The organism is Spirosoma sp. SC4-14 (assembly GCF_037201965.1).
In the GTDB taxonomy this organism is placed as follows: domain Bacteria; phylum Bacteroidota; class Bacteroidia; order Cytophagales; family Spirosomataceae; genus Spirosoma.
Map to the genome: position 1 here is coordinate 5,129,017 of NZ_CP147518.1, position 25,219 is coordinate 5,154,235.

A 25,219-nucleotide genomic window follows, 5' to 3' on the forward strand; every position below is an offset into this window, starting at 1 on the left:
CACATAATAAGTATTTTTACTCAATAAAATAATATTCAGCCGTATGACTAAGTATATTTATTGTCGTCTAAGCAAATATTGCGTGTCAACGCAAATAGTTGTAAACTTGATTACCTAAACCAGCAGCATTCATGGCTCCTGATATTCAATACTGGTATTTACGCGATCACAAATTATTTTCTACGCTGAACAATGCGCAGATAAAGGATTTATGCATCATTACCCGCTACAAAAAAGCCAGTAAAAACGAGATTATTTACTTCGCCAGCGATCCGGTTCAGCGCATTTACCTACTCAAAAAGGGAATGATCAAAATTGTAGAATCAGATCCCGAAGGTCGTGAAGTGATCAAAGACATTATTCAGAAAGGCGACATTTTTGGCGAACTCTCTTTGTCGGGCAGCAATGGAACCTCCGAGTATGCACAGGCTATTTCGTCGGAGGTACTTATCTGTAGTTTTACACTGGAGGATTTCGAGAATGTGCTGGCCAGAGACCCAACCGTTTCGCTTAAATTCTCCAAATTTATCGGCTTCAAGTTCAAGCGATTACAGAATCGATACGCCAATCTGGTTTTCAAGGATGTTCGGCAGCGGATCGTCGAATTTCTGCACGAATGGGCCGAGAAAGAAGGTAAACCACAAGGCAAAGAACTTATTGTGGCCAACTACCTGACCCATCAGGATATTGCTCAGTTGGTGTGTACCTCGCGCCAGACCGTAACGCAAACCCTCAACGCCCTCGAAGCAGAAGGCAAACTTACCTATAGCCGTCAGGAAATTGTGTTTCCGCTGACCGATTTTCCGAATCTCACCCAAACAAATCAATCGGTAGTGTAAGATAGCCGACATTTCAGCGGCTGGCAATCCGGTAGTTTTGCTTAACCGAATCCATAACAGGTTTTGCCATGATTACGCTGTTTTTGCTGGTCAGTCTGATTAGTTTTATTGGCTCTCTGCACCCTGGTGCCGTAAATATTGCGGTTATGCAGGCCACCATTGGCCAAAGCCGCCGGGCTGGTTTCTGGCTGGCGTTGGGTGGTAGCCTTCCCGAAATTGCCTATAGTACAATTGCCATTCGCAGCCTGGCTTTGGTTAACCCGAACACGGTCTGGTTTTCCCTCTTAAAAATTCTACCCATTCCGGTTTTACTGATAGCGGGCCTGATTGCCTTTCGACAGAAAAAACGGGCGGTTCCTATCGCCCAACAGCCGTCTGCTTTCCCTTTCTGGAAAGGGATCGTCCTATCGTCTGCAAACCCGCAGCTTCTTCCATTCTGGTCGGCCGTATGGCTATACCTGCACGGAACCCTGCTGTTCACCCCCATTGGGCCACTTAGCCAGTGGGTATTTTCGTTCGGAACGGCCACTGGCGCATTTGTACTCCTGTCGGGCATTGTCTGGCTGGCCGACAGGTACCGAACCGGCCTGCTGCATTACCTCAACCATTCCCGCCTGAACCGGCTGACAGGGGCCGCATTTATTGGTATGGCTCTGTGGCAGATTAGTCAGTTTTTATAGACTCTTTAACGCATTCATCAAGCAACTAAACAACATCAACACACTTTAAACCAATCAAAACAACTCCAATGAAAACGATTCTTCCTCGTCTTATTGTTATTTTTTTATTCATCAGCACCGCTTCTTTCGCTCAAAAACCGGCCATTTTTTCAACCGATGGCAAAGCCATTCGGGGCTACGATCCGGTGGCCTACTTTACGGATGGAAAACCCGTTATGGGCGACTCGTCGCTGACCTATATGTATCAGGATGTAAACTGGGTATTTGCCAGCCGCGAACACCTGGATATGTTCAAGGCCGACCCTGCCAAATACCTTCCGCAATATGGGGGCTATTGTGCCTTCGGGATGTCGCGCGGCTATAAAGCCTCTACCGAACCCGATGCCTGGACCATTACCGATGGCAAGCTCTATCTGAACTATAATCAGAAAGTGCGTACCGAATGGGCTAAAGACCAGACAGGCTATATCCAGAAGGCCGACCAGAACTGGCCCGAGGTTAAACTCAAAAAGTGAATTCTTACCACATTATTGCTATGCGTCGACTACTAGTTTTTTCATTGCTGATACTTCCTACACTGGCGCAGGCCGGTGGCCCCTGGGTACGTGCCTACAAAAAAGGGTTTGTTCAGGTCGGTTTTTCGGGATTGTTTTATAATTCAGTGTTTTCGTCAACGGGTAATGAACAGGCGGTTTATCGCAACATTAGCGACATAACAGTCCAACTCTACGCCGAATACGGGTTTGCCCGACGGTGGGAGGTTCGGGCGTTGCTCCCCTACAAGTCCCTGCAAACCGGTGTCAGCACCAATCTGTCGGCCAATTCGATTCCGGCCGGAACACTCACTGGCTTAGGGAATGTAGGGCTGGGGCTTAAACGGGCACTGCTGGATGGCAACACAAAACTCAGTATCGGTGTCGACGCCCTGGCAAATACCTTTACGAATAACGATCAACTGGGTTTGCGAACGGGTTATGAAGGCTGGACCGTAATGCCTTATCTGTCTCTGGGCTCCGGTAGTGCCAAAACGTATTATTTCGCCGAAGCAGGGTATGGAGTCATGACCCAGGAATACAGCAATTTTCTGAAGCTTAACGGCGAATTTGGCTATCGGCTACATCCCCGACTATGGGTAGCCGGTACGCTCGATTTTCGGCTACCAGCCCGCAACGGCAAGTTTAGCAACACCGAAGCCTATCAGTACACGGCCGCCTATCTGAATGATCAGTTGTATCTGGGCGCAGGGGTAAAAGCCTCGTATGATCTTGTTCCGGACCGGCTGGGCATTAATGCCAGCGTGATTGGCGCACTGGCAGGCGAAAATGTAGCCTTTTCGAGATCATACAATGCAGGGTTATTCATTAAATGGTAAACGCAATTCTGTTACCTATTCCTGGTTAAGCCGGTTGGGCACCCACCCTGCTTTTGGGTGCCCACTCATTAAAACCATTCCTATGAAAACGGTAATTCAACTCATCTTCTGGTGTATACTGGTGGCCCTGGCGGGGTGCCAGCCGGGAAACGATCAGGACGTAAGCCCTGCTGTTTCGTCGGGCAGCTCCGATATGACTACTACGCCCGATCAGTCTTCGAATGGTACTGATACAACCGGTTATAAACTTGTGTCGCAGGGTACGTTTGTGAGCAATGTCCATACGACCAGCGGCACCGTTAAACTTTACGAAAAAGCAGAAAAGCAACTATTGGTTTTCGAAAATTTCAAAACCGACAGTGGTCCCGACCTGCGGGTTTATCTGGCCGAAAACACGGGCGTTCGTAATTTCATTGAACTAACCCGCCTGAACAATACTGGCAACTTCACGCTCGAACTTCCCAATGATGCCAACCCGAACACCCGGCGCTTTGTGCTGATCTGGTGCAAAGCGTTTTCTGTATTATTCGGGAATGCCGAACTGAAGTAGACGGCCTATCCGATTGACTAATTTGTAGACAAATTTGGTGGTATATAAAACCGATCCACCGATTATTCGGCCATTGCCACGTACCTTTGCGACCGAAAACCACCGCATCAGCAACCCGTCTGTCCACATGGGCCAATGCCTGCGGCCTGATCCTTCAGCATCGTGTACATAAAGCCTAAAAAAGAACTCGGTCAGCATTTCCTCAAAGACCTCAGCATTGCCCAACGCATTGCCGAACTCCTGACCGGACACGGTAATTACCGAAAAATCCTTGAGATTGGTCCGGGAATGGGTGTATTGACTCAGTTTTTGCTGGCCGACAATCGGTTCGAAACGTATGTGATTGAGATAGATCGCGAATCGGTCGATTACTTAAAGCAGCATTTCCCAAAGCTGGATGGGCATATTCTTGCGTCCGATTTTCTGACTATCCGCCCCGATCTACTGCCAACCAAAGTACCCGACACTACGGAGCCTTTTGCCATTATCGGTAATTTTCCCTACAATATTTCTACCCAGATCCTGTTTAAGGTGCTGGACATGCGCGAGCGTGTTCCCGAAGTGGTGGGTATGTTTCAGCGGGAAGTGGCGCAGCGTGTAGCTTCGGGGCCGGGCAATAAAGACTATGGCATTCTGAGTGTGCTACTACAGGCCTGGTACGACATTCGGTATGAATTTACCGTTGCCCCCGAGGTTTTCAATCCTCCTCCCAAAGTGTATTCGGGCGTTATTTCGCTTCGTCGAAACGATAAGACCGATCTCGGCTGCGATGAACGGAAGTTTACGCAAGTCGTAAAACATGGTTTCAATCAACGTCGAAAAACCCTCCGGAATGCACTCAAACCCTTAAACCCGTCAGAAGCCGCTCTTGCCAGTCGTTTTATGGACAAACGAGCTGAGCAATTAAGTGTAGCCGAGTTTATTGAACTGACTCAATTAATGAAGAGTGAAGATTGAAGAATACCAATGAAGACGTTCGTTTGTAATCGCAGTACGCCTGGAAACGAACGTCGCTCGCTCCAGAAACTACGTTCCACGCTTCATGTTTCAGTCATTCCATGACCTTTGAACTCACCCAGGAATATCTCGATCATATTCAGCAACTCATCCAGACGGGCGACGATACGGCCTTACGCACCGAAATGGAGGAGCTTTACCCTGCCGATATTTCGGGAATTCTGTATGAGTTAGGACCCGAACAGGCTCATTATGTACTTAGTTTGCTCAACAAATCGGTGGGAGCCGAGATTCTGGCCAATCTGGACCCAAACGACCGAACGAGTTTCATCAAGACATTTACGTCGGAAGAACTGGCTCCGTTCATTAACCAGATGGACTCCGACGACGCCGTTGACTTGCTGAACGAGCAACCCATTCAGGTACGCGAAGAAGTGATTGGTTTGCTCGAAGACCGCGAACAGGCCCGGTTCATTCTCGACCTGTTGCACTACGACGACAGCGTAGCGGGTGGGTTGATGCAGAAAGAACTGATCAAAATCAACGTGAACCTGACGGTCAATGCCTGTATTGAAGAAATCAGGCAGCAGGCCGAAGATGTCGAAAACGTATACGCGGTTTATGTGGTCGACGATGTAGGAAAACTGCTGGGGCTGGTATCGCTCAAAAAAATTGTGCTGGCCCGCAAAAACGCCAAAATTGCGGATATTTATGAACACGATGTCGTTTTCGTAGAGACCTATCGACCCGCAACCGAAGTGGCGGAGGTGATGCGTAAATATGACCTGGATGCTATTCCGGTGGTAAATATTCAACAGCGCTTGCTGGGCCGGATCACCATCGATGATGTGGTCGACGTTATTACCGAACAGGCCGAAGAAGACATTCAGGTTATTTCGGGGTTGTCGGGTGAGGTTGAAGAAGATGACAATATCTGGCAGCGCTCTAAAGTGCAGTTACCCTGGCTGGTTGCCGGCGCTATTGGCAGTTTGCTGGCGGCAACGGTCATCAACGGGTTTCAGAGCCAGTTAGGCAAAGTAGCGGCCCTGGCTGCGTTTATTCCGATCATTGGATCGACCGGCGGCAACGTTGGGATTCAGACCTCGTCGCTCATACTCCAAAGTCTGACCGATACCACCGGCCTGAGCATGACGCTGGCCAAACGACTACTCCGCACCCTACTTGTGGCCATTATCAACGGGCTGGTGGTGGGGCTCATTGCCGGAGCGTATACGTTCATTATCGGCGAACCGCGTTTGTTTTTTGTTGTAGCAACCTCTCTGTTGGCGGTAGTGCTGCTGGCTTCCTTTATGGGAACAATAACGCCCCTGCTTCTCAACCGAATAGGCATCAATCCAGCGGTGGCATCAGGTCCTTTCATCACAACGGCCAACGATCTGATTGGCATTGGTGTATATTTTTTAATTGCCCAATGGCTACTTGCAGAGGTTTGATTATCTTGCAGTTACCATGCATATCCGCTTTGCTAAACTCGCCGACTCGCCAGCTATTCTGGACATTTATGCGCCTTTTGTGCAAAACACAGCCATTACGTTCGAATACATCGTACCGCCCCTGAGCGAATTTACGGAACGTATCCAGCACATCCAGCAACAGTTCCCGTTTCTGGTTGCCGAAGAAGACAGGCAAATTCGGGGTTATGCCTATGCATCGCGCCACCGCGACCGAATTGCCTACCAATGGTCGGTCGAAACGTCGGTTTATATCCATCCCGATGGGCACCGTCGCGGCATTGCCCGACAGCTTTATAACACCTTGTTCGATGTACTGCGCCGTCAGGGCTATTTTAATGCCTATGCGGGCATTACAATACCGAATCAGCCCAGCGAGATCTTTCATAAAGCAATGGGTTTTGAACTGATAGGCGTTTATCCGAACGTTGGCTATAAGCTGGGCGAGTGGCGAAATGTTGCCTGGTATCAACTTCCGTTACAAGAGCATCAGTCGGGGCCGAGCAAACCCATGTCTATTATTCATCTAGCTCTGTAAGTTGGGGGCTCGTCGGCGATTATATCGCAATTTCCAGTATTGTGCATCGCAGACGCGGGCCTCCCACATCCGCGATACAATCGCCGACGAGCAATGACCGACATAACGTAGGCTAATTTAATGGGCAACAGTACCCTTACTATCACTGATTCAGTATAAATTTCCGCTATCTTAAAACCGAAGCACACGACTCAATCGCTTATTTAAACGGCAACCTCTACCGATGCCGTATGCTTATTGTATGCCAGGCTATACCTTTCTTCTATCGCGTTTTTTAGCTCCCTGTTTACTAACCAGCTATTTAATTGGCTGTGATATAACCCTACCCAGCACCGAACCCTCAACTCCATCTTCGGGCAGGCTGGTGCCCAGTCTTCCACCTATTACGGCCCCTTTTGTTTATGAAGTACCCGACAAACAAACAAATTGGGAGGGCTACAATGGCACCTACCTCTATGATAAAGTAATTGGCCCCACCTCGGTGCAGGAATCCAGTTCGCTCCAGATCGAAATCCGTAAAGATTATGGCGCTTCGCTGCAGATCTACGATAAAGTAACCAAACAGCAGCTTATCAACTTCAAAGACCTTGGTCGCGAATCGGGTATGAGCTCCTACGGTGGCCCTGTTAGCTTTTCTGACGACTCGCCCGACTGGAAGGGAATTGGCTATAACCCCTTGCAGGCCGGTGACTACGGTGGCCACCCATCGCCTATTCTGTTTCATGGAAACATCAATGGGTGGATGTATACCAAAGCCCAGTGCCTTTCGTGGGCGCACAAGGATGCGCGTAAACTACCTTTTTTTTATGAGCAATGGGTCCGTCTCGACGACAACAAAGTGCATGTCAAGGTTCGTTTGACGCACCAGCGCCCCGACAAAACATTTTATGAACCCCGTTCGCAGGAATGGCCCTTCATGATGATCAACGGGGCCCGAACCATCCGTTTCTACAACGGCGCCAATCCGTTCACCTATGATAAAACAACGGTTACCAACGCTATTGAAAGCGACAGTACCCGCAATACCGTTTACCGGGGGCAAGCCTTCGGCCTGACCGAACCCTGGCAAGCCATAGAGATCGGTACAAACCGCTTCGTTGGCCTCTATAGTCCTGGCTATTTTCTGGGCAACTACAACGTCGATAATATAGCTGCCAATGAAAGCTGGGAAGGCGGCAATACACTCACTTATATAACAAATTCACCATTGGTGCATCTGGACAGCGACAACGTCTGGTATAAGGAATACACCTACATTGTGGGCACAGAGCAGGAAATCAGGGATTATGTATATGCTCAGGAGCGATCAACCAAACCCGATTTCTTTTTTAATGCCTTCAACGGTCGGAGTGGATGGGTTATTTTCGATGGTGGCTACGATCAGAAAGAGCCGTTTACGTCCGACAACTGGCAGGCAACCCTAACCGGAACGAATCAGAATGCGTATAATGCCAAACTAATGTCGCCCTTTGGGAGCTGGAAAACCAGCGATTTCAATACGATCTACATTCGTATGGCCTACACGGGTGTGCCTGGCGCAGGCGCTCAGGTTCCGCTACGACTCACCTGGCTCTTAAACGGGCAGGCTCCCGACGGCACCGACACAAAAGCCCCCAACCAGAGCAAAGTTCGTTTCCCGAATGGCATTCGTAATCGAGACGAGCAAACCATTCCGCTAACCGTCATTAACGATGGACAATTTCATACCTACAAAATCAGTTTCGCCAATCAGCCAAAATGGAGTGGTATTGTTCAACACTTTGAAATTGGCCATCCTTTTGCAGCTACCTACGTTACACCCGGCGAAAAACTGGTTATGAATTATTTCGGTTTTCGAAATCCGGGAAATTAACCCCATTCACTCAAAACCCGTGATTGGATGATCTGAGCTGCAATTTGGGAGTCTTCACGGTTGCTTCAGAACAACAACGGATCGAAACAGCATACAAAAGAGTAAAATCAACTAAGTTTGTTATACCAAACCAACCCTCAAACACTCTTTTATAGGCTATAACTCACTTGTTTTGACCAACAAATGAACTATTAAGCCTTCTGTACAATTTCTCAACGTATGGTTTCTGCACCTTCTCAAGCTAATCTAAAAGATAAAACTCCCCCCATTCACCTTAGCTGGTATGCGATACTGTCCATTCCTGTTCTTATTCACGTCTGGATAGTTTACCGCTTCACCGTCAACATTCCTTATATCGACGATTACACGTTTCTGCTAGACTGTCTCAGTTGGAAACAGGGAGGATTTCCGCTGTCGGAATACCTCCGCCGTTTGTTTTTTCCGCATGGCGAACACATCATTTTCTTTGCCCGATTAGCCGTATTTGTCGACTATTGGCTTGAAGGCACCTTACATTTCCGAACCCTTTTTTTTGTAGGGAATCTGACATTTCTCGGAACTGCCTGGCTACTCTTTCGGCAAGCCCGACGGGGAGGGCTGCAACCGATTCAGTTTTTGCCGGTAGTTTTCATTCTGTTCCAGCCCCAGTCGTACGAAAATACGCTGACGTGGGCCATTTGTGCCTTGCAGCACATGCCTGCCCTCTTTTTCGCGTTCTGGTCATTCGACCTACTGAGTCGTTCTTCGACCAAAGCCTTTTTTGCGAGCTTTCCGCTTGCCTTTCTGGGCATTTTTTCGAATGGAAATGGTCTGGCCATACTGGCTGTAGGGTTTCTGTTGCTACTTGCTCTCAACAACCGCAGGCGTCTGATTATGTGGGGGCTATTCGCGGTCGTGAGCCTGGGAATTTATGTGTATATCCATCACGCCAGCCATTCGCCCGAAGTAGGCAGTAACCTCATGCACCCGGTTCGTATTTTAGCCGGATTCTTTCTGATGGTTGGTTCAATGGGATTGTTGTTCACACAATCTACCATTATCTTAAGCCTGATTGGTATTGGCATTAGCTTATGTACGGCGGTTATTCTTGGGTTAGGCGTTTTACAGTATACCCAGTTGACCCGCATTCTGAGTCGGTTTCCTGTTCGTTTTCGGCACTGGCTTGATCAGAACCGGCCCGAATCAATGGCAGGAAGCCCATTTTTAGTGCTAACAGCCTGCTGTTTATATGCCCTCATTACGCTGCTGGGTGTGGCTGTTGCCCGCAGTACAGGCTGGTATCAGGGCTTGCTGCTACCGCGTTATGTTTGGTTTACGAACATAGCCTTTGCTGTTATTTATCTGCTTCTGTTGCTCTCGCTGTCGACATCGTACCGCACACGTGTTAGCCGGATTTTTCTTGGTTTAGCGGTACTGTTCAATGTTTTTTCATACCGACTGAACCTCGGCGAGGTTATGGCTGTACGGCAATCGCTGTTAAGCGATACGCACGACTGGCGCGAAACGGGTATGCTTGTTTCATTACCCCCCAATACGCGCGAGCATGACCACTTTTACAGTGAAGTACTACAGACTGCCATTCAGAAAGGTGTTTACCGGCTACCAGAATCACCCATTCATACTATATCCTCCCAGGTAGTTTCGGCATCTGGTTTTATCGCAAAAGACAGCACATTTACCCTCGGCGACCGCCAGATTCACTCTCTAACGATTGATTCGACCCTGCCAGCATTGGCTCTTTTTGATGCACACCAGTACTATCTGCAATTAACGTCGAATGAGCACACGTTTATCTGGCCTATTAACCGCACTGTCAATAAGCTCGCTCAGTCGTTAATAACTGGAAAAACGGATTGGGCCAACAATCTGGTTTGGATCTACGAAGATCAATTACCGCCAGCTACCTATAAGCCAGCCTTAGTCTGGTCTGATGGTAATCAATGGCATCAGGTAACTAGTGAGCAGGTGTTGGCAATTTCAAGTATAAACCACTATCAATAATTACTTGTACTAGTTCAATACCGATGTGCTTTAGTTTACCTCTTTGGCAAGCCATCAAACTCATCCCTTTTATACAACTTCACAACTAACTGATAAAATGGGCTATTTCTTAGCTTAGTGATAGCTTCAGCGGATTTTTACCAAACCAGCACATTTATTGCCAGATGGTAATATCCGGGTAAAATACAATTGATCAGCCCAAGAGCAAATGCCAACGTTAAGGGAATAGCAACCGATTCCCAACTTTATTGATGCAGGTGTTCCCATTACCGACTTAGCCGACTTAAATGTATCGTCAAGACTTGTTTATGGCTAGCATATCATCCTGCCAACAGGATATACCTATTGTGACTCTATTTACTTATTAACAATCAATCTAACTTTTCTATCAGATAATCAGTCATTTTTTATACGTAAAAGAATATTAGAAATATATTTGTCTCTACAATAATAGAATTATATTATACTAAAAAAATTCACTTGTAGTGTATTTCCTACCCATGCCATTTACTCGTCAAAAGCATTTCGCACTGCGTTTCTGGATTTCATTTTTTTTCACCTTACTGATCTTTGATCGGTGGACCGTTTATAACACACCTTTAGCCGGTTTAGATGGCTCCTGGGCTATAGCCATTCAACTTGTTCATCAGTCAGGATTAATCCATGGTACGGAGTTTGTTTTTACTTACGGCCCACTTAGCTGGTTAGTTACCCGATTACCTATTTTTGCTCCTGAGTGGGCTATTGTTTTATTTGATGCACTTTGGCTGGCAAATATAATTGTAGTTATGTGGCTGGCTGTTGGTACGCAGCCAGGTCTTTGGCGAAGTCTGGTGCTGCTTGTCCTGATCGTTATTCATAAACAATGCGCTAGTACTGAAACGCCATTTTGGTTCTACTTTTTTGTTCTCTTTTACCTCGCTTACCATCTGCGTACCAATAGTCGCTGGGCATTGGCAGTTGCCATAGGACTGGCCGTCCTAACGTTTTATCTAAAAGCGAATGTGGGGTTGATTAGTTTGTTAAGCGTTACCCTATATGGCATCTCGCTTTGGGCAACAGACAGACTTGCAGGTTTGGTAACTGTTTGTGGAATGCTTGTTGTGCTCGGGCTCAGTACGTATTGTTTACCCGTAGACCTCTATCCGTTTTTAGTAGCCCAATGGCATTTGATTGACTCCTATAACGATGTGATGTATGTATTGCAGGAAAAAAGAGCCTTAAAACTAACTATACTGATTTTGGCGTTAACGGTAGCCCTGTTTATTTATGCTATCTGGCGTATCTGGCAACAGAGAAAACTGCTCGAAACCTGGAAACAGGATGGGCTATTAGTTTTCCTGGTTACCTTACAGTTATTTGTCCTGTTTAAGGAGGGTTTTGTACGGGCCGATGCTGGTCACATAAGTCTATTCTTTAAATATGCTCTACTACCCTTTGGTCTGATAACACTATTTTGTCATACTCACTTATTTCGTCGAATCGCTATCGTTCCAATTGTCTTGATCGCCCTTACTACCCCTCTGGTAGCACCTTATCATTGGGAGGCCGGCGTTCTTTATCAATGGCTTCCGCAGTGGATTGCTTATGGGAAAGATATAATGCACCCCCAGTATCCCTCTCTTTCTGATATTACTACCCCCTGGCCGCATACTTGGCTTACGCAGCTTCGTAATAAACGGGTGGATATTATACCTTATGACATTTCGCTGCTTTATGCTAATCAACTTCATTATACACCCAGACCCGTCATCCAAACCTATCAGGTTACCGATACCTATCTGGACTCGCTGAATGCAACATATTTTTTGTCTTCGCGAGCACCTGACTATGTATTATTAACGATGGATGCAACGGATAATCGAGATCCATTTGCCGATGAAACCCGTACCAAATTAGCACTATTACAAACCTATCAGCTTAGTGCTACTACCAAAGACTGGCTGCTGCTCCAACGGCGGGCCGTTCCATTGACGCTTACGCTCCTTAGCAACACGCAAATGTCGGGTCGGTTCAACGAGCAAATAGATGTTCCGAGTGATTCTACGACTATGCAGTTATGGCAAATTAAGGGGACTTATCGGATAGGTGGAATTTTATCACGAATGTTATTTCAACCACCCCGACTTACCCTTGAACTAACCTATCAAACTGGAGAACGAGCCTATTACCGTACAGCTCTGCCACTAGTAAAAGATGGCTTACTTTTTCCTCTGCATTGCCGCACTCCGAAGGAGTTAAGCCTATACTGGCAATCAGCAGGAAAACAACCAAAAACAGCCCGAATAAAATCGTTTCGTATTTTAACAGACTACCAATTTCCAGTAACCGTTAACCCATCATTCGCAATTAGCCAACGAATTTATCGCCTGTCGGCCAATTCGGCACCGAACGCGGCAAAAAACCAGCTATATCAAAACTAATCATCTGGCTGCGATAGCTACATGGATCAACTAGTTTACTTTTTTATTATTTTAGATTACTATCACTAATAGTTTTCCTAAAAAATGCACAAGTAAACGGTTATGCTTTATTCTGAATATTGGCACGCTTTTTGACCACAACCAGGAGGATAACGCCCGTGTTTATGAATAAAAAAAGTGTTTACGGAAAAAATAAATTGTTCACTAATATTCTTGTTTTTGTTTGTCATTGTGTCTTAGTGAATGCTTATTTATCAGCAGCCTGGGCTCAAAACTCACCTTGTCCCGGATGTGTTGAACTCAATTTCCAACGGTTTGGTCAACGGCCAGAAACACCTCCATCCGACGATCCATTCACCTATCCTGTTCCAGCCAGCCAATCGGATTGGAACAGTTATAACTCAACAGTCGTGTCGGGTAAACCCGTTGGGCAAACGGATGTTCAGGAATCGGATGTGTTACGAATAGAAGTCAGAAAAAACTATGGCGGTTCTGTTCAAATCTACGATAAAGTAACCAGGCAAAACTTAATTAACTTTTTCGATTTAGGCCGGGAATCGGGAATGAGTTCCTATACGGGACCGGATAGCTTTTCGGACGATGCTCCTTACTGGCGTACAGGCTATAACCCGCTTCAGGCGGGCGACTCAGGCGGAAATCCGGCGAAACTGCTCTTCCACGGGTCCGTAAATGGCTATATCTACACCAAATATCAATGCAATAGCTGGGCGCATATCGACAACAGATTACTGGAATTCTACTATGAACAGTGGGTTAAACTGAGTGGAAATAAAGTAATTGTAAAAGTTCGGTTAACGCACCAGCGGGGCGACAAAACATTCTATAGAGCCTACTCGCAGGAATGGCCGTTCATGATGATCAACGGTGCACGGATTGTTCACTTCTATAATGGATCGTCGCCATTTACAATGGCATCGACTACCAAAAGTGATGGTATTGAGCGTCGGTTAAACGATGGGACGTACATTTTGCATCAGCTCACCCCTTTTCAGGTTACCGAACCCTGGATGGCCACCGAAATCGGCTCGAACACAAATGGCGAAACCCGCCTGATCGGAATAACCGGCCCCAATTTCCACCATGTTGGCTATAACGTATCGGATATCATCTCAGGAAGCAATTCGGAAGACGGTCGCACAATAACCTATACCGGCCATCACCCAATGATTCATATTGACTCCGATAATACCTGGCTTAAAGAGTATACTTATGTGGTGGGCAACGAGAGTGAAATTCGCCAATATGCGTATAGTCAGGCTCGGACCGACAAACCAGACTTTGCGTTTACCAAAAGCCATGGCCGCAATGGCTGGTTCATTCAGGATGGTGGACATGATCAGAAAGAGCCTTTCCAGGTCGATAACTGGACGGTAACCTACGATGGTAAAGCCGATCCGGGGCAGCCACTCAGCGCACGGGGCACGAAACTGATTTCGCCCTGGGGCAGTTGGAAATCGTCGGATTTTAATACGATTTATATTCGTATGCGCTACTCTGGCCCCGAAACCCAGTTGAGAGTAACCTGGTTGATTGATGGTCAGGCCGCCGACGGCGTTGATGCCAATTATCCCAATCAAAATGCCATTCGTTTCCCGCGTGGAGTTCGAAATCAAATTCAGCAATCGCTACCCTTTACGGTCATAAATGATGGGCAGATGCACACCTATAAACTCTCCTTTAGCGGTAATCAATACTGGCAGGGCGTAATCCAGCAATTCGAAATTACCCACAATCTGGAAGGCCCGGTGATTCCGCCGGGCGAAGTGGTTGAAATGGTTTATTTCGGCGTTAACAATCCCGATAACCAGTAAATCCTTCCGTTGAAGACCAGCGGTCGACCCAGTTGCTTCAGAACTGGGTCGACCGCTTATTTTATGGATACTTGTACTCTTCTAATGTGGCTACCCGCCGGAATAATCCTATTCCAGCGGGTATTTTTTTTTAGGCTGCTATTCAACACTATCAACCCCTCGAAACATCCAGAAGGCTACTGCAACACTATCAAATAAATAGACGTATTGACTATGACAAACGGATTCTCACTCCGTCATAACTGCTATTCTGGTTAGTGCCAATAAAGTTATCGGCCAATTCAACGATTTTATATAATTTTTCAAGTATTAGTAAACTTTGTTGACTACCTGACAGTTAGGAGAAAATGGTAGATATCTACAAAACCACTAAATGACTGCACCACTACGGACTTTCGTTGTCTTCTGCCTTCTTGCTGCTGGATGGCCGTTGCTGACGGCAGCCCAAACTGCTTACACCATTAGTGGACGGGTGACCGATGCCGCTACCGGCGAAGGCATTCCGTTCGCCAGTATTGCCTTAAAAGGCCTATCGAATGGTGCCACATCAGATGCTGATGGCCGCTACCTCATCCGTGCCAAACAACTTACCGATTCAATTCAGGTGCTGAGCCTGGGCTATCAGACACGCTCTTTTGCGCTGGCACAGGTGGCTACCCAAACCATTGATGCCCAGCTTTTATCAACAGCTACCAAACTCCAGGAAGTAAAAGTATACGCCAAAGGGGGCGACCCCGCCTACCGTGTCATTCGCGAAACGGTTCGTCGGCGCGACCAGTTTAACCCTGCGCAACTGTCGGCATATCAGTACGATAGCTATACCAAAATTGAAGGGTATATCAACAACTTTGGGCAGAAAACGAAGAAAAACCGAAAGCCCGGCCCACTCAACCGACTGCTCGGCAAGCTCCCGGCCATAACCGACGATAAGGGTCTGCCTGCCGTGCCGGTTTTTATTTCGGAAACATTCTCTAATTTTTACGCACGTACCCGGCCCGAAAAAGTAAAAGAAATAGTTCAGAAATCACGGGCAACGGGGGTCGGCATTACCGATGGTGGACTGATTGCCCAGTTGACCGGAGCATCGTTTCAGCAGTATAATTTCTATCGGAATTCGTTATACGTACTCCGAAAAGATATTCCGTCGCCAATCGGTACACAATGGGAAACCGTTTATACATTCCGGCTCAAAGACACGGTCGAAGTAAGTGATGCTGTTTGTTACGAAATCGAGTTCACGCCCAAACGCGCTACCGATCTGGCTTTTGCCGGTACGGTCTGGATCGATACACTGAACATGGCGCTGGCGCAGATTGATGCGCGGGTTGATAAACGGGCCAATATCAATTTTGTCGATGAACTCCACATTGAGCAAAACTGGGAAAAAACAATTACCGGAACCCGGTTTCCAACCCAAACGGTCGTTACGATCGATACAGATCAGCCAACCCCCAAAGCGCCCGGTGCTCTGATCCGTTTTTTTGCTACGGCTCGCAATATTATTGCTAATGATCCCAAAGAGGTTAGTTTCTACGATCCATCGATCGAGCTGGCCGACGACTACCGCGAAGCGGACCCAACTTTCTGGAAAAATGTTCGCCCGGATTCCCTATCACCCAACGAATGGCGGGCGATGCGCGTAGTTGACTCAGTACGGAATGTTCCGTTCGTTAAAGTAGCGGGTGAGATTATAAAACTTGGCGTACTGGGCTACAAACCGATCGATAAACTCCACATTGACCTTGGCCCCATTTTGTATTCATATGCCAACAACACGGTTGAAGGCAACCGTTTCCGGCTGGGTATGCGTACCAACACTGGCTTCAGCCGGAAATGGCTGATTAGTGGCTACCTCGCCTACGGGACGCTCGACCAGACGTTTAAGTATAGCGCAAACATCGAATATATCATTCGCCGTAAACCCTGGACGGTGATCGGTGCCCGGCGAAGCTATGACCTCGAACGGGTGGGTATTTCGTCGGATAATATTGGTAACAACTCGCTGTTTGCGGCTTACTCCCGTTTCGGCACCATCCGACGACCCTATTTTCAGGAAGAAAACCTGGTTTATTTCCGACGCGAAATGGGCCGGGGCTTCACTCAAACGCTGGCCATGCGAAACCGTACGTTCGAACCGTTGTTTCCGTTTGCCTTCCAGCCACAGGCCCACGATAACGACCAGACCATTCGCGACAGCTATCAGGTTACAGAACTGATTTCAGAAACCCGTTTTGCACCCGATGAACTGATTCTGCAGAACGATAACGTGAGGCTAAGTACCGGAGCCGTCCGTAAACCAATTTTCACATTACGCTACACACTGGGCCTCCGCGATGTATTGGGGGGTGATTTTACCTACCACCGAATTGCTCTCACGATGAAACACTCGTTCCGAATGGGCATTCTGGGTCGAACCTACTACACGCTGGGCGCAGGTATGATTCCATCGACCGTACCCTATCCGTTGCTCTACACCCCACTGGGTAACGAATCGTCGTTCTACGTCGGTAATGCCTACAACCTGATGAATTATTTCGAGTTTGTGACCGACCGCTGGGCTTCGGCACAATTTGAGCATAATTTTGGCGGCTTATTTTTCAATCGGGTCCCGCTCCTGCGTCGGCTGAAATGGCGTGAACTCATTACGGCAAAAATTCTGGCCGGTAGTGTTTCCTCCGCTAACCTGAACATGATTCCGGCTACCGATGAGCAGGGCCGTACTGTTGAAGGATTTAGCTCGCTCACCCGAACACCTTACATTGAGGTTGGCTATGGTATCGACAATATCTTTAAAGTATTACGCGTCGACGCTATTCACCGCCTGACCTATCGCGACAATATTTCCCGAACAGGTATTCCCGTTACACCATTCGCCATCAAACTCTCCGGCTGGCTGGCGTTTTAACCGTTTATGGTTTATGGTTGCTTCGCCTATCAGCATACAACCTGCTCTGGCAGCGCAACCATAAACCATAAACCATAAACTACAAACGTTCCAGCACCTGCTCCACGGTTAGGAACTCAAGCGATGGGGCTACCATATCGGCCTGGGTAAGCACATCAGGAGACCCTATACCGACCACAAACATTTTGCCCCGCTTTCCGGCTTCAACTCCCGCAACGGCATCTTCAAACACCACACATTCTGATGGACTGACGCCTAGTTCGGCTGCCCCTTTCGTAAACACTTCGGGGTCGGGCTTGCCTTTGGTAATTTTTGTACCATCGATAATGGCATCGAACGCATCGGTCATGCCAATGCGCTCCAGAATCAAGGGGGCATTCTTACTGACCGACCCGAGAGCCGTTAATAAATTAGCTTTACGCACCTGTGCGAAGAAAGTAGCCACGCCCGGCAGAATATCCTCAGAAGTCATTCGACTGACAAGTTCGAGATACCACTGATTTTTTTGAGCGGCCAATTCGGCTTTTTTCTCATCCGGCAGCGTCAGTCCACCGTGCGCCAGAATGATATCCAGCGATTCGGTACGGCTAACGCCTTTCAGCCGTTCGTTAAACTCTTCCGAAATATCGAAGCCGAGTTCGTTGGCAAGCCGTTTCCAGGCCTGATAATGGTAAATAGCGGTATCGACAATGACACCGTCGAGATCAAACAGAAATGCTTTGATAGAACTCATTAGAAGCGAATCACAGAATAGGCTACAAAGGTAGAAGATCAATATTTATTTCGGGAAGTTGTAAAATTCAAATCAATTGATTTTACTTTGCATCACAAAGTACTTTTAAAAGTAAAATCATGAAAGAGACAACTGACTCCCAAGTTCCAGGCTCAGTGCTGGACCGTGTTAATCGCTGGATTCGTACATCAACTATGCTTAAACTGGCCGTTATTGGCTTTCTTGTTCTGGTGCTCCTGATTCCTAACGGGATGCTACAATCGTTAATTAGCGAACGCGAAATGACACGAAACGCTGCCGTAGCCGAAGTAAGCAATAAATGGGGAGCTGAGCAGGTAATTGGTGGGCCCATTCTGTCGGTTCCCTACGAACGCGTAATAACTGCAGCCAACGGTCAGATTGAGCGGATAAGCACGTATCTGCACTTTTTTCCAGACGATCTGCAGGTAGACGGCGAAATCAAGCCAGAAAAGCGGAGCCGGGGCATTTTTGTTGTCATGCTTTATAACTCGCAGCTTACCATACGGGGTAGCTTCCGAAAACCATCACTGGCTTCGCTGGGAATAGCCGAAGATGCCGGGCTGGCCCACTGGGATAAGGCATTCCTCTCGCTGGGCGTAAGTGATATGAAGGGGATTCGGGATGGCATTAAAATGAAAGTGAACAATCAGGTTCTATCGGCCGAACCGGGCATTCCCAGCAGCGATATTCTGATGGCAGGGGTCACCGCTCCCATCAAGTTGGACGCCGATAACTATATATTTGAAACCAAGCTGAACCTGAACGGAAGTACTCAGCTTAGCTTTTTGCCCTTCGGTAAAGAAACCCGGATTAGCCTCAAATCGCCCTGGGCTACTCCAAGTTTTACGGGTGCCTATCTGCCCGACAAGCGAGTTGTTAAGGCAGATGGCTTTCAGGCTTCGTGGAAAGTGCTGGAGTTCAATCGCAATTTTCCCCAGCAGGGTATGGGCGATTTTTTAAAGAAACCCGATTCGCAGTCGTTCAGCGACGCGTCGGCCTTTGGCGTAAAACTGCTCATCCCGATCGATGAATACCAGAAAACGATGCGTTCGGCCAAGTATGGGATCTTATTCGTCATTCTGACATTTGTGTCGTTTTTCTTCATCGAAATTCTTGATCGCCGACGCATTCACCCCGTTCAGTACCTGCTGGTTGGGTTTGCAATCTGTCTGTTTTATCTGCTGCTGCTGTCCATTTCCGAATACACCTCGTTCGACTGGGCCTACCTCATTGGTGGTTGTCTTGTGCTGGCGCTGATTACGTTCTATGTACGCTATGTGTTTCAGAATACACGCTTAACCATTCTTTTCAGTGCCATTCTGGCCTTGTTATATGGCTTCTTTTATTCGCTCCTCCAACTGGAAGATTACTCCCTGTTGCTGGGCAGTTTTGGCCTGTTGCTGATTCTGAGCGTGACGATGTATCTGACCCGGCACGTAAACTGGTATCAAACCTATCAGGCGGCCGAAACAACGGCCTGAGCCACTAGATTTAATTGTCTACAAAGGCACAGAGAATTGATCGTTCGGGTTGATTCTTTGTGCCCTCTGTGGACAATCGAATTAAGCGGGCAGATAAACCGTAAATGTTGTTCCCTCTCCCGGACGGCTCTGGGCGCGGATAGCACCATCGTGTTGCTCAACAACTTTTTTGACAACAGCCAGACCAATTCCGGTCCCCGAAAACTGCTGCCGGGTGTGTAACCGCTGAAAAACCTGAAAAATCTGTTCGGCATAGTGCTGTTCAAAACCAATACCATTATCAGTAACATCGATGGTCCAGTAAGCCCGATCGAGCCGCAAATCTTTTGCAAGCTCTTTGGGTAGCTCCTCGGGAGTCATCAACCGCGACGACACTCGTATAAGGGGTGGTATCGGCAACCCAGACGCATCGGTTCGGTAAAATTTCAGTGCATTCGACAATAGATTCTGAAACAACTGGCGCAACTGAAGCCGATCGCCGATCAATTCGGGGAGCTCGGCCAGTTCAATTCGGGCTTTCGATTCCTGAATCGGATGCCAAAGGTCTTCAATTATATCATCGAGAAGTTTTGCCAGAGCAAACGAACGAAACGCATTTCGCTGCGATGAAATTCGGGAATAGTCGAGCAGGTCCCGAATCAGTAGCGACATTCGGCTGGCGGCTGCCTGCATTCGGCTAATCAGTTCGCCACCTTCCGGCCCAAGTTTAGCCGAATATCGATCGTTCAGCATATCGCCAAACGACTGAATCTTCCGCAGCGGTTCCTGCAAATCATGACTGGCAATGTAGGCAAACGACTGAAGGTTTTCGTTCGAGCGTTTCAGCTCCCGGTTGGCCGCTTCGAGCTGCTGTTGGTACCGACGGTTTTCGGTAACGTTCAGATTGGCAATCACGACCCCATCGCCCGCTTTAGTCGTGATCCGAATCCACCATTGGTCATCAATAGGAAATTCGGTCGTGTCGGGTTCGCCCGTTTCTACAACCCGTACATACTTCGGGAAATCGTCAATTTTCTGCGTTGGCGTTGCTACTTCCGAAAACGGTTTCGCCAGGATCGATTCGGCCAAATCGCCCCACATTGCTATGCATTGCGGATTGGCCAACACCGTTCTGAAATCGCAAATGTGCCCGTGTTCGTCGCGTATGGATGTATGAAGCGAAAGAGCCGCCTGCGCATTATCCAGGATAGCATGCAGCAACTCGGCCTGATGGGCTAACTGATGTTCGGCTCGCCTAGGAGCCGTTATATTCATGAAGGTGACCACTACCCCATCGGGGCTCAACTGTGCGGCCGACACCTCAAACCAGGCTTCCAGGCCATTTTTGTCGCTATAGTATTGAATTAACCGCTCACTCTGGCCAGTCTCCAGCACCCGTACATACACAGCAAACAAGCCCGATTCTACATTACCGGGAAACGTTTCGAGCAATCGTGTTCCGATAATGTCTTCTGGCTTTCGAAACAAACTTTGCTCAACAGCCCGGTTGGCCGTTTGAAGCCTGAAATCAACAACCTTCCCATTGGCATCCCGAATGGCAGTCATAGAAACAATGCTATTCAGGGCAGCATCAAAAGCCGACAAGGCTAACTGAACCTCTTCGGGTAAATACTGGCGCTCAGTTTCAGGCTGCGTTTTTGGCAATGACTGGTCAGCAGTCTTCAACCGATTCATAAGGGTTTTGAGTGAAAAAATGCGAGGAAGAGATATATAAAAATACGAAACTGTTTACAGAATACCTATAAACAGTTTCACTATGTTCATGGAATCAGAGACAATCAGTTAGTTGATCAACTCCAACACCAGCGCTGATTTGGCGGGCAGATTAATCTGTTTCAGATCGCCAATAGACTGGTCGGTCAGTACATTACGAGCCGACGAATACCCGTTCATTCGTTCGGCAAAGCGGCTTGTGTCCAGCCGTAGTTCTTTATCATTGGTATTTGTGGCTACCATCACTGTTTTAGCTCCGTCGTAGCGAAAATAAACATACGTTCCATCCTGCGGCAAAAACTGCATCAGCTTTCCCGAATGCAAAGCCGGTGTATTGCGTCGGTACGTAGCCAGTTTCCGAACAAACTGAAAAGCCTCATTTTCGCGGTCGGTGCGGCCGGCGGTTTCAAATTTATTTTCCTTATCGCCCGGAAATCCGCCCGGAAAATCGCGACGCACTTCGGCATCCGACGGGTCTTTAAAATTTTTCATCAGAATTTCGGTTCCGTAATACAGCGACGGAATGCCGCGGGTAGTAAGCAGCCAGGTAATCCCGATTTTATATTTATCCAGATCGTCGCCAATAACCGACAGAAAACGGTCGGTATCATGGTTATCCAGGAAGGTAACCAGCCGGGTAGGGTCCTGATAAACAGCATCCTGAGCCAGTGCCTGATAAAACCGGTTTACGCCATCGTCCCAGCTAAATTTTTGTTTCAGCGCATCCAGCATTGAGCTATAGAGCACAAAGTCGAGGCCGCCCGGCTGATTCGACTTAAACGGGAAGTCGATCTTATTGCGCGTATAATAGGCCTGATCGACAACATTATTTACCCACGATTCGCCAAAGATGTGAATCTTCGGATACTCGTCGAGCAATGCCTGATTGCAACGATTCATAAACGGCTGATCATTGTACATATACGTGTCGACCCGCCAGGCATCCACGCCAAAATTTTCCACTGACCAGAGCGCGTGTTGAATCAGAAAATTAGCAACAAACGGATTGCTCTGATTCAAATCGGGCAAAAAGGGAACGAACCAGCCGTCGAGCATCACGTGCCGATCGCGTTCAGCCCCGTGCGGGTCGGTCACCGACTGGTATTTGTAGGATGTGTTAGTATAGGTTGGCCACTGATGCAACCAGTTTTTCATGGGCAAATCTTTCAGAATCCAGTGATTAACCCCAACGTGGTTATACACCGCGTCCTGTACAACCCGAAAACCAGCGTCGTGGGCTTTTTTCACAAAGGCTTTGTAGGCTTCATTGCCTCCCAGACGTTTATCGATGGCATAATGATCGGTAAAGCCATATCCATGATAGGCCGACCGCATGGCCCCGCCTTCGTTGGTGAGTGGCTGATTGTTTTCCAGAACGGGTGTAAACCAGATGGCCGTTACGCCGAGATCTTTCAGATAATCGAGATGTTGGGCAGCGCCTGCCAGGTCGCCACCGTGCCGATAGAAGGGGTTCGCCCGGTCGGCATTGGAGTCGGCCATATCAGCAAACTTATCGTTGCTTTCGTCGCCATTGGCAAACCGGTCGGGCATGGCCAGGTAAATAAAATCGGCCGCCGTAACGCCTTGCCCTTTGGGCGATTTGTCGCGGGCTTTCAGAACAAAAGGCTGGGTGAGCATCTGGCTACCCCGTTTGCCCACAATCTTAATCGTTCCGGGTTTAGTGGCAGGAGAAATGGTCAGATCCAGAAACGCATAATTGGGGTTTTCGGCGGTATGGGTTTTCAGGAGACGCACACCCGGATAGTTGATCGTATACGTCAACGAACCGGCATCTGGCCCGTAAACGAGCAACTGCAGGTTCGGATTTTTCATACCCACCCACCAGTTGGTTGGGTTGATCCGTTGAATTGCCGCCTGCTGTGCAAGAACTCCAGAGCCTACCAACTGGAGCATAATAATCAGGCTTAAAATCGATTTTTTCATAGAGTGGGCAGTTGTAGCTAATCGCTTTCAGTCCGAATAATCGGGGAATAATGCAACAAGAACGCAAAAATAACCCAAGTTTTTCGCCGAAAAAGGCCATAATTTTGCATATAGAAATACAACCCGTTCCGTTCGCACACTTATCTGGCGCTATGAATACAACGTCTGTTGTTCCAGTAATGGACAAACTGATTATTTACCAGATTTTTACGCGCCTGTTTGGCAATCAAAACACCACGAATCGTTCGTACGGCAGCCGCGACGAAAACGGTGTCGGGAAATTCAACGACATCAACGACGAGGCCCTGCGGTCTATTAAGCGACTGGGCGCATCGCACATCTGGTACACAGGCATTCTGGAACATGCTACCCAGACCGATTACTCTGCCTACGGGATTCAGCCCGACGATCCGGCCGTAGTGAAAGGGCGTGCTGGATCGCCTTATGCCGTTAAAGACTACTACGATGTCGACCCTGATCTGGCGGTAAATGTCCCCGACCGAATGGCTGAGTTCGAAGCACTGGTCGAACGTACGCACGTACATGGCCTGAAAGTGATCATCGATTTTGTGCCGAATCATGTTGCCCGCCAGTATCGTTCTGATGTAAAGCCTGATTCGGTAATTGACCTGGGGCAAAACGACGATACGTCGGTTCGGTTCTCGATCAACAACAATTTTTATTACCTGCCAGGCGAAACGTTTGTAGCACCCGAAAATGGGGAGGAGTCATCGTCGGTTCGATTACATGAGTTTCCGGCTAAAATAACGGGGAGTGGCTCCCTCACGGCAGCACCCGACATCAACGACTGGTATGAAACCGTAAAGCTCAATTACGGTTTCAACGTTTTCGACGGCAGTCTGAATTTCAACCCCATTCCGGCAACCTGGCATCAGATGCTCGATATATTGCTGTTCTGGTGTGGCAAAGGGATCGACGGTTTCCGGTGCGACATGGCCCATCTGGTTCCGGTAGAATTCTGGCACTGGGCCATTGCCAGAGTTCGGCAGCAATATCCCGGACTGATTTTTATTGCCGAAATCTACGATCCGGGCCTATACCGTCCCTTCATTTTTGAGGGTGGTTTCGATTACCTCTACGATAAGGTAGGCTTATATGATTCGCTGCGGGCACTGATGGAAGGCCACGGGTCCTGCTATGACCTTACCCGCGTGTGGCAACAACAATCCGGCGATTATGCCCAGCATATGCTGCGGTTCCTCGAAACGCACGACGAACAGCGGATAGCATCGCGTTTTTTTGCCAATGATCCCTGGGCGGCCATACCGGCAATGACGCTATCGGCAACAATGCACACGGGGCCTTATCTGTTGTATTTTGGTCAGGAAATTGGCGTACGGGCCGAGGGTAGCGAAGGGTTCAGTGGCGACGATGGACGAACAACAATATTCGACTACTGGGGTTTGCCCGAATGGCAGGGCTGGATTAATCATGGTCGCTACGACGGCCTGGGGCTGTCCGACAACCAGCAGCGGCTCCGGGCATTTTACCAGCAACTGAATTACCTGGTTAATGGCTCCGACGCTATCCAGAACGGCTATTTTTATGACCTTCAGTATGTCAACGATAACGGGCAAAGTGCGGGCTACGACGCCCATCAGCTCTATAGCTACCTACGCTATACCGACCGACAAAAACTACTGATCGTCTGCAATTTTTCGAACCACAATACCTACGAAACAACCATAAACATTCCGGCGGCCGTATTCAGCCTAATGGGACTGGACCCAAATCGGACATTGCATTTTACGGATCTGTTTCTGACCACCACCACTATAGAAACCGTTGGGAAAGCCGGTGTTCCTGTGTTACTTTCTCCCCAGAGTGTGTTAGTTTTAGAAATTAAACCCTAGGCAGCGCTACTTTCCAGCCTGCTCACCGTCTC

The 25,219-nt window shown here is 48.1% G+C and carries 18 protein-coding genes; 15 read left to right on the top strand and 3 right to left on the bottom strand.

From position 1 onward, the window contains the following. The first annotated feature begins 131 nt into the window (after positions 1-131). The 13 genes from WBJ53_RS20930 (at position 132) to WBJ53_RS20990 (ending at position 17,421) form a co-directional block, all read left to right on the top strand. Positions 132-839, top strand: a complete 708-nt coding sequence (locus WBJ53_RS20930; protein WP_338869742.1) for a Crp/Fnr family transcriptional regulator — start codon at positions 132-134, stop codon at positions 837-839. 68 nt (positions 840-907) lie between these two features. After that, a complete protein-coding gene (locus WBJ53_RS20935; RefSeq protein WP_338869744.1) occupies positions 908-1,519 on the top strand; it encodes a LysE family transporter in 612 nt (203 codons plus the stop codon). A 68-nt stretch (positions 1,520-1,587) separates the two neighbouring features. Beyond that, the gene (locus WBJ53_RS20940; protein ID WP_338869746.1) at positions 1,588-2,034 is read left to right on the top strand and encodes a YHS domain-containing (seleno)protein; all 447 of its coding nucleotides are present in this window, start codon (positions 1,588-1,590) and stop codon (positions 2,032-2,034) included. Positions 2,035-2,054: 20 nt separating this feature from the next. Further along, entirely contained in the window at positions 2,055-2,891 is an 837-nt protein-coding gene (locus WBJ53_RS20945) for a hypothetical protein (protein WP_338869748.1), read from the top strand. Between the two features lie 82 nt (positions 2,892-2,973). Then, entirely contained in the window at positions 2,974-3,441 is a 468-nt protein-coding gene (locus tag WBJ53_RS20950) for a DM13 domain-containing protein (protein ID WP_338869750.1), read from the top strand. A 162-nt stretch (positions 3,442-3,603) separates the two neighbouring features. Next, a complete protein-coding gene (gene rsmA / locus WBJ53_RS20955; protein WP_338869752.1) occupies positions 3,604-4,398 on the top strand; it encodes a 16S rRNA (adenine(1518)-N(6)/adenine(1519)-N(6))-dimethyltransferase RsmA in 795 nt (264 codons plus the stop codon). Positions 4,399-4,499: 101 nt separating this feature from the next. Next, positions 4,500-5,852 (top strand): magnesium transporter, encoded by a 1,353-nt coding sequence (gene mgtE / locus WBJ53_RS20960; RefSeq protein ID WP_338869754.1) that lies wholly within the window; start codon positions 4,500-4,502, stop codon positions 5,850-5,852. Positions 5,853-5,868: 16 nt separating this feature from the next. Further along, positions 5,869-6,408 (top strand): N-acetyltransferase family protein, encoded by a 540-nt coding sequence (locus tag WBJ53_RS20965; protein ID WP_338869756.1) that lies wholly within the window; start codon positions 5,869-5,871, stop codon positions 6,406-6,408. Between the two features lie 223 nt (positions 6,409-6,631). After that, a complete protein-coding gene (locus WBJ53_RS20970; protein ID WP_338869758.1) occupies positions 6,632-8,260 on the top strand; it encodes a hypothetical protein in 1,629 nt (542 codons plus the stop codon). 219 nt (positions 8,261-8,479) lie between these two features. Then, entirely contained in the window at positions 8,480-10,261 is a 1,782-nt protein-coding gene (locus tag WBJ53_RS20975; protein ID WP_338869760.1) for a hypothetical protein, read from the top strand. A 500-nt stretch (positions 10,262-10,761) separates the two neighbouring features. Then, entirely contained in the window at positions 10,762-12,684 is a 1,923-nt protein-coding gene (locus WBJ53_RS20980) for a hypothetical protein (protein WP_338869762.1), read from the top strand. Between the two features lie 239 nt (positions 12,685-12,923). Next, complete coding sequence (locus tag WBJ53_RS20985; RefSeq protein WP_338869764.1) at positions 12,924-14,516, top strand: hypothetical protein; 1,593 nt, start codon at positions 12,924-12,926, stop codon at positions 14,514-14,516. Between the two features lie 373 nt (positions 14,517-14,889). Beyond that, positions 14,890-17,421, top strand: a complete 2,532-nt coding sequence (locus WBJ53_RS20990) for a DUF5686 family protein (RefSeq protein ID WP_338869766.1) — start codon at positions 14,890-14,892, stop codon at positions 17,419-17,421. A 79-nt stretch (positions 17,422-17,500) separates the two neighbouring features. Here the strand turns inward: WBJ53_RS20990 and pgmB are convergent, their stop codons facing one another. Continuing rightward, positions 17,501-18,154: a beta-phosphoglucomutase gene (gene pgmB, locus WBJ53_RS20995; RefSeq protein WP_338869768.1), complete on the bottom strand. Its 654-nt coding sequence runs from the start codon at positions 18,152-18,154 to the stop codon at positions 17,501-17,503. 119 nt (positions 18,155-18,273) lie between these two features. On the opposite strand from pgmB, the gene creD reads away from it, so the two are divergent. Next, positions 18,274-19,656 (top strand): cell envelope integrity protein CreD, encoded by a 1,383-nt coding sequence (gene creD, locus WBJ53_RS21000; RefSeq protein WP_338869769.1) that lies wholly within the window; start codon positions 18,274-18,276, stop codon positions 19,654-19,656. 81 nt (positions 19,657-19,737) lie between these two features. Here creD and WBJ53_RS21005 read toward each other — a convergent pair whose 3' ends face one another. After that, positions 19,738-21,330 (bottom strand): ATP-binding protein, encoded by a 1,593-nt coding sequence (locus WBJ53_RS21005; RefSeq protein ID WP_338869771.1) that lies wholly within the window; start codon positions 21,328-21,330, stop codon positions 19,738-19,740. A 108-nt stretch (positions 21,331-21,438) separates the two neighbouring features. Continuing rightward, positions 21,439-23,313: a glycoside hydrolase family 13 protein gene (locus WBJ53_RS21010; RefSeq protein ID WP_338869773.1), complete on the bottom strand. Its 1,875-nt coding sequence runs from the start codon at positions 23,311-23,313 to the stop codon at positions 21,439-21,441. A 152-nt stretch (positions 23,314-23,465) separates the two neighbouring features. Here WBJ53_RS21010 and WBJ53_RS21015 point away from each other — a divergent pair, with 152 nt between their 5' ends. Next, positions 23,466-25,187 carry an alpha-amylase family protein gene (locus tag WBJ53_RS21015; RefSeq protein WP_338869775.1) on the top strand — a complete coding sequence of 574 codons (1,722 nt, stop codon included), beginning with the start codon at positions 23,466-23,468 and terminating at the stop codon, positions 25,185-25,187. The last annotated feature ends 32 nt before the right edge of the window (positions 25,188-25,219 follow it).

What these genes read in the sequence shown, in the direction of transcription:
- WBJ53_RS20940 (WP_338869746.1), top strand. Translation starts at nt 1,588, where the DNA reads ATGAAAACGATTCTTCCTCGTCTTATTGTTATTTTTTTATTCATCAGC.
- WBJ53_RS21005 (WP_338869771.1), bottom strand. Translation starts at nt 21,330, where the DNA reads ATGAATCGGTTGAAGACTGCTGACCAGTCATTGCCAAAAACGCAGCCT.
- creD (WP_338869769.1), top strand. Translation starts at nt 18,274, where the DNA reads ATGAAAGAGACAACTGACTCCCAAGTTCCAGGCTCAGTGCTGGACCGT.
- WBJ53_RS20980 (WP_338869762.1), top strand. Translation starts at nt 10,762, where the DNA reads ATGCCATTTACTCGTCAAAAGCATTTCGCACTGCGTTTCTGGATTTCA.
- WBJ53_RS20930 (WP_338869742.1), top strand. Translation starts at nt 132, where the DNA reads ATGGCTCCTGATATTCAATACTGGTATTTACGCGATCACAAATTATTT.
- pgmB (WP_338869768.1), bottom strand. Translation starts at nt 18,154, where the DNA reads ATGAGTTCTATCAAAGCATTTCTGTTTGATCTCGACGGTGTCATTGTC.
- WBJ53_RS20935 (WP_338869744.1), top strand. Translation starts at nt 908, where the DNA reads ATGATTACGCTGTTTTTGCTGGTCAGTCTGATTAGTTTTATTGGCTCT.
- WBJ53_RS20970 (WP_338869758.1), top strand. Translation starts at nt 6,632, where the DNA reads ATGCCGTATGCTTATTGTATGCCAGGCTATACCTTTCTTCTATCGCGT.
- WBJ53_RS20975 (WP_338869760.1), top strand. Translation starts at nt 8,480, where the DNA reads ATGGTTTCTGCACCTTCTCAAGCTAATCTAAAAGATAAAACTCCCCCC.
- mgtE (WP_338869754.1), top strand. Translation starts at nt 4,500, where the DNA reads ATGACCTTTGAACTCACCCAGGAATATCTCGATCATATTCAGCAACTC.
- WBJ53_RS21015 (WP_338869775.1), top strand. Translation starts at nt 23,466, where the DNA reads ATGAATACAACGTCTGTTGTTCCAGTAATGGACAAACTGATTATTTAC.
- WBJ53_RS20965 (WP_338869756.1), top strand. Translation starts at nt 5,869, where the DNA reads ATGCATATCCGCTTTGCTAAACTCGCCGACTCGCCAGCTATTCTGGAC.
- WBJ53_RS21010 (WP_338869773.1), bottom strand. Translation starts at nt 23,313, where the DNA reads ATGAAAAAATCGATTTTAAGCCTGATTATTATGCTCCAGTTGGTAGGC.
- WBJ53_RS20950 (WP_338869750.1), top strand. Translation starts at nt 2,974, where the DNA reads ATGAAAACGGTAATTCAACTCATCTTCTGGTGTATACTGGTGGCCCTG.
- WBJ53_RS20945 (WP_338869748.1), top strand. Translation starts at nt 2,055, where the DNA reads ATGCGTCGACTACTAGTTTTTTCATTGCTGATACTTCCTACACTGGCG.
- WBJ53_RS20990 (WP_338869766.1), top strand. Translation starts at nt 14,890, where the DNA reads ATGACTGCACCACTACGGACTTTCGTTGTCTTCTGCCTTCTTGCTGCT.